At 34.8% G+C, this 5,846-nt stretch carries 8 protein-coding genes; 7 read left to right on the forward strand and 1 reads right to left on the reverse strand.

Going from position 1 to position 5,846, the window contains the following annotated elements:
- Window positions 1–135 precede the first annotated feature (135 nt).
- The 6 genes from RMR19_RS00945 (at window position 136) to RMR19_RS00970 (ending at window position 4,521) form a co-directional block, all read left to right on the forward strand.
- On the forward strand, window positions 136–396 hold the full coding sequence (locus tag RMR19_RS00945) for a hypothetical protein (RefSeq protein ID WP_310601680.1): 261 nt from the start codon (window positions 136–138) through the stop codon (window positions 394–396).
- Window positions 397–778: 382 nt separating this feature from the next.
- Window positions 779–1,009 (forward strand): hypothetical protein, encoded by a 231-nt coding sequence (locus RMR19_RS00950; protein ID WP_310601681.1) that lies wholly within the window; start codon window positions 779–781, stop codon window positions 1,007–1,009.
- 173 nt (window positions 1,010–1,182) lie between these two features.
- Entirely contained in the window at window positions 1,183–1,971 is a 789-nt protein-coding gene (locus tag RMR19_RS00955; RefSeq protein WP_310601682.1) for an ABC transporter ATP-binding protein, read from the forward strand.
- 13 nt (window positions 1,972–1,984) lie between these two features.
- The gene (locus RMR19_RS00960) at window positions 1,985–2,788 is read left to right on the forward strand and encodes an ABC transporter permease (RefSeq protein ID WP_310601683.1); all 804 of its coding nucleotides are present in this window, start codon (window positions 1,985–1,987) and stop codon (window positions 2,786–2,788) included.
- A 6-nt stretch (window positions 2,789–2,794) separates the two neighbouring features.
- Window positions 2,795–3,595, forward strand: coding sequence for an ABC transporter permease (locus tag RMR19_RS00965; protein WP_310601684.1), 801 nt, complete (start codon window positions 2,795–2,797; stop codon window positions 3,593–3,595).
- Window positions 3,596–3,693: 98 nt separating this feature from the next.
- The gene (locus RMR19_RS00970) at window positions 3,694–4,521 is read left to right on the forward strand and encodes a 3-isopropylmalate dehydrogenase (protein ID WP_310601685.1); all 828 of its coding nucleotides are present in this window, start codon (window positions 3,694–3,696) and stop codon (window positions 4,519–4,521) included.
- Window positions 4,522–4,648: 127 nt separating this feature from the next.
- Here RMR19_RS00970 and RMR19_RS00975 read toward each other — a convergent pair whose 3' ends face one another.
- Entirely contained in the window at window positions 4,649–5,503 is an 855-nt protein-coding gene (locus tag RMR19_RS00975; protein ID WP_310601686.1) for an AAA family ATPase, read from the reverse strand.
- A 180-nt stretch (window positions 5,504–5,683) separates the two neighbouring features.
- Here RMR19_RS00975 and RMR19_RS21960 point away from each other — a divergent pair.
- Window positions 5,684–5,846, forward strand: a 163-nt coding sequence (locus RMR19_RS21960; RefSeq protein WP_310601687.1) for a DUF6783 domain-containing protein, incomplete at its 3' end; no start/stop codon positions are given.

A 5,846-nucleotide genomic window follows, 5' to 3' on the forward strand; every position in this document is an offset into this window, starting at 1 on the left:
AAGAGAGGGAATGGTGTTGATGTTTTAGATTGTGATTGGCTGGGATTGTAAAATTGAGTAAATGATAGAATGGACTTTAAATCAAATACATGATATAATCACATTAACTGATGAAATATATAAGGAGTGTGATTCATGACAGACAACGAATTATTACTTGCTATATCGAATATAGTACAAGCACAGATTGAACCACTAAAGACAGATATTAAAAACATTCAAATAACACTTGAAAATGATATGTTACCACGATTACAGAATTTTGAATCGTGTTATACATCAACTTACAATCGTTATCAAGCAGGTATAAATCAAATTGAAGCTATGCAATCAGATATTGATATTATGAAAAAGATTATTGTTGAACATAGTGAAAAATTACAAAGAATATCATAAGTAAATGTGTAAAGTCTATTGTATTATTGAGGCTTTACACATTTTTTGTTTGAATATATAATAGTGCATTTGAGTAATTAGAGATATTTAGGAGTGTCAGGGAAAGTATATAGTATTATTGAAAAACGAGAAATACGGTAATTGAGTAAAATACTGAAATAACAATGGACATTACCCCAATAAAGGCTTATAATAATACTCTGACTCAAAATACAGACCGGATTGGAGAATACACATGTTCATAAAAGAAGACAACACCTACAATGATATGAGAAGAAATTCGACAATGCAGTGGCAAGGGCGTGTTTTAAAAATCATTTCACTGTTCTGCACCCTCCACTCAGCGGTCTGAAAGTTCAAAATTCAGTCAACATAGCCCGCTATGCCTCCTGAATTTTGGACTTCCACCCCACTAAGTGGAGTGCACAGCACAGTAAAAGCATTTTTCAAACATGCCCTAGAACAATTAACAGAAGGCGATGACCTAGTAAATAAACATGGTGTGAAGCTGACATTAGAATACATAGAATATCTGAATAAAAAGAATGCAGAGTTAAAAGAGCAAATCGCTTTGCGTGATGATTTTCTAAAAAGATTGAAGAGTAAGATATAATAGAGAGTGTGTGTTTGTAAATTTATTATACTGTTTTGTACCACTCACTTAGCAGTCTGAAAGAATAAAACTTAATAATGGTAACACTATTTTGTCGGCATGCTTTGGCAAAATTCAAGGCAAACCAACCGACTTGGCAAGATATGAAAATATAACTACCAGGAGGAAGCACAATGATTACGATGAAAAATGTATGCAAATCGTACAAAGTAGCAAGAAGAAAAGCAGGTCTGAAAGAAGCCTGTAAGTCACTGTTTCATAGGGAATATGAGACCATTCAAGCATTATCAGATGTTAGTTTTACAATTGGTGATGGGGAGATGGTCGGATATATTGGGCCGAATGGAGCAGGAAAAAGTTCTACAATTAAAATTCTTAGTGGAATACTAACACCAGACAGTGGAACGTGTACCGTAAATGGACGAGTACCGTGGGAGAATCGAATACAACATGTTAAAAATATTGGTGTTGTATTTGGTCAAAAGTCACAGCTATGGTGGGATGTTCCCGTCATCGATTCCTTTGAATTATTAAAGGACATCTATTCAATACCAGAAGAAATCTATCAAAATAATTTAGAAGAATTGCAAACGCTTTTAGATCTTGAAAAACTCTTACAAACACCAACAAGGCAGTTGTCGTTAGGGCAGCGTATGCGTTGTGAAATTGCGGCATCACTTATTCATAGCCCAGACATTTTATTTCTTGATGAACCGACAATCGGATTAGATGCAGTATCAAAACTTGCTGTAAGAGATTTTATTTTACGTCTGAATGAAACACATAAGACAACCGTAATCCTTACAACACATGATATGCAAGATATTGAAGCATTAACGAAACGAATTATTCTTGTTGGAAAAGGAAAAATCCTTCTTGACGGTTCTTTAGCTGATATTAAAGAAGGCAATGCAAATATTGATGAAACGGTTGCACAATTATACCGTTCCTATGATATATAGGAGGTACATCAGTATGAAGAAATATTTATCTTTCTTTCGGTTGCGGTTTGCAATGGGAATGCAGTATCGTGTTGCTGCGTTAGCAGGCATTTTTACACAATTTGTATGGGGTGCAATGGAGATTTTGATATTTACAGCGTTTCATGATGCAAATGCAGATGCATTTCCAATGACATTTCAAGCAACTGTATCTTATATTTGGTTACAGCAAGCATTTTTAGCGTTCTTTATGGCATGGTTTATGGAGGAAGAGATTTTCGATTCGATAACAAGTGGAAATATTGCATATGAATTATGTAGACCTATCCGTATCTACAATATGTGGTTTGCAAGGAGTGTGGCAAATCGTCTATCAAGGGCAGTACTGCGTTGTTTTCCAATTCTGATAGTTGCTGCATTCTTACCGAAACCATATGGAATGTCTGCACCATCAAGTATAACCAATGCTATATGTTTTTTGATAACAATGATTCTTGGATTGTTAGTTACGGTATCTTTTTGTATGCTAGTCTATGTATTAACTTTCTTTACGGTGTCACCACAAGGGCTTCGAATCTTCTTTGTATCAATGGTGGAGCTTTTGGCTGGTTCCGTAATTCCGTTACCATTCTTTCCAGATAAGATACGAGCGGTGTTAGAACTTTTGCCTTTTGCAGCAATGCAAAATGTGCCACTTCGAATCTACAGTGGAGATCTATCTGGTTGTGCAATTGTGAAGCCAGTTGTATTGCAGAGCATATGGCTTATTATTCTTACGGTTAGCGGATATTGTTTATGTCGATATGCAGAGAAACGTGTAAGATTGCAGGGAGGTTGATGGATAATGAAGACAGTACGAAAAAATGGTTTGAGATTATATGGACATTATGTATCTATTAATGTAAGAAGTATGATGCAGTATAAATCATCGTTTGTATTAACAATGATAGGACAATTTTTGGTATCCTTTAATGTATTCTTGGGAATCTATTTTATGTTTCAGCGATTTCCAAGTGTAAAAGGATATTCATATAGTGAGGTTTTATTGTGCTTTTCTATTATGTTAATGGAGTTTTCGATTGCGGAGTGCTATGCTCGTGGGTTTGATATGTTTGCTGGAATGGTGAAGAGGGGAGAATTTGACCGTGTCATGGTTCGACCAAGAAATGAGATTCTTCAAGTTCTAGGAAGTAAGTTTGAATTAACAAGAATAGGAAGAATGTTGCAAGCAGTTTGTATGTTTATATATGGAATTGCAAATAGTGACATTCATTGGACTATAAGTAAGATTGTTACAGTTGTTTTTATGTTACTAGGAGGAACGGCTTTATTTACAGGACTGTTTCTTATCTATGCAGCATTATGTTTCTTCACATTAGATGGACTAGAGCTTATGAATATATTTACAGATGGAGCAAGGGAATATGGCAAATATCCTGTTGGAATCTATGGCAAACGAATGTTGCAGATTTGTACATTTATTGTGCCGTATGCGTTAGTGCAGTATTATCCGTTGCTCTATCTGCTAGACGAAAGAACAAGTGTTATCTATGTGTTTATCCCATTATTAGCGATTTTATTCTTGATTCCTTGTTATGCGTTGTGGAGATTTGGGGTAAGGCATTATAAATCGTCTGGGTCATGAGTAGAAAAAAAGGGCTTATATTTTAGAAGTAGAAAACAGTTGATAGTTATGCTATACTAAATATGTAAGATAAGCCAATTGAAAGGCGGTAAAATGATATGAAAGAAGAGATTCAGTGGCATTCACCCTTTCGTGGTGCAGTGAAAATTGAGTTAGAAGAATATCAAGATATCTTAGAATATATTGACGAAAAAGTTTTGACAAAGAAACCATTATTGATTGATTTGTTAGTGATAAAAAAGCAGAAAGATAAGAAGATTGATAATCCTATTGCGCATATTTTTCGCAAATGGAATATACTAGAATATAAGTCGCCTACAGATTATGTTTCTATTGATGATGTGTATAAAGTGAATGGTTATGCTTGCATTCTAAAGTCGGATGCAGATGCTGTGGATGAAATAAAATTTCAAGAGTTAAGTATTACATTTGTTTGCAGTACGATAACCCAAAATGTCTTTCAGCATATGGAAGCAGAACGAAAGTATCAGATTACAAAATATGAAAATGGAATATACTATCTATTAAAAGATGGTGAAATTCCAATTCAGTTTATTATTTTAGATGAGTTAGATGCAGAACATAAATGGCTAGTAGCACTTACTGATCAAATTACAAAAGAAATGTTACATAGTCTTGTAATAGATTATAGAGAAGTAGATAAAAATGAGTATAAAGAAGCCATTCTGGAAGTAGTATTGAAAGCCAATCTTGAACTTGTAAAACTGTTAAAGGAGGATGATAGTATGTCAAACGAAATTTTAGAGTTGTTTCGACCAAAAATTGAAGAAGAAAAAAGGGAAACAGAACAAAAAGTAAAAAGAGAAATGGCGCAACAGCTTTATCAAATGAAAATGCCAATTGCACAAATCATTCAGGTAACTAAATTGACCGAAGAAGAAGTTTTAGAGGCTGTAGAAAGTTAAATAATTGTTGATGATGAAAGGCGTAAAGAAGAATCTTTATGCCTTTTTTGGAGTACCAGACAATTAATCTTTTATGAACTCTTTTGACTGTCTGGTACAATTCTATACGATGCAGAGAAGTCTATTTCTAAAATTCCTTACGATGTTTTTCAAAAAACGCATGATAAACTTGAACATTCTTGAGTGAAGTCCAAGGCTTACTTCTAACAGGAGTTTCATCAAGGTCATATATCTTAGCATCTCTCATTGCCAATAAAAATGGTGAATGTGTGGAGATAATAAATTGACAGCCAAAGAAACGAACAGAATCTTCAATGAATTTAACAAATTCTAATTGACGTTCAGGAGATAGGCTGTTTTCGGGCTCGTCTAATAAATAGAGCCCATTTTCTTCGATTTTTTCCATAAAATATAGAAATGCATTCTCTCCGTTGGAGTGTTCACGTATATTATCTACCAAATTATTGCGTATATATTTTGATTGCGTTTTACTTCTAGCTTGGTTGACTTTCTTTAATTTTTCATAGTCGTTGATGGAAGTAAATTGGAAAGAAGAATACTTTGCATCCAGATAATCTTCAAACAATTCTTCGCGTTTGCCATCAATTCCTTCATTCATCATTCGCACATTTAACATATAGTCGAATACATCATCACTTGTAATTACTCGGCTATGGCTAGGAAGTTCACGTGCAAGTGAATAGTCACAGAGATCTATATAATTCGGAAAGAAATTCGATTGATTGAATCTGGAATCACGTCTAAGATTTAATTTCTCAGATATCACATTTAGGGCAGTTGTTTTTCCTGAACCATTTCCACCATATAGAATCGTAATAGGCTCAAAGTTTAGTATGGAAAGTTCCTTTTGGGATAGAATCTTGAAAGGATAATAACTGTTGTAACAATTTCTTTGTATGGAGAGAAAAAAGTCAAATTCTCGGTCTGAATCAGGGAAAGAGAAGGAATCTAAATAAATCATGGGGTCACCTCGTTTGGATTTATAGGGGGGGCGAAACTCGGTTTATGTTTTCTGGGTTTCTTGCGTGCCGTATGATAGCACAAAACACGCTATGCACCTAAGTATCTTCTAGGTGTATATGGAAGGTTATATAAGAGGGACGGAAACGCCCTCAATTCGGCATCCTGCCTTAGAGCGTGTCTGAAAAATCATTGCATTGTGTTGCACCCTCTACTCAGCAGTCTGAAAGCTCAAAATTCAGTCAACGTAGCCCACTACGTCTCCCAAATTTTGAACTTCCATCCTACTAAGTGGAGTGCGCAGCACAGTACAAGCATTTTTCAGACACACTCTAGCTCAGGCT

Source organism: Anaerosporobacter sp. (genome assembly GCF_031551385.1).
Classification (GTDB): Bacteria; Bacillota; Clostridia; order Lachnospirales; family Lachnospiraceae; genus Anaerosporobacter.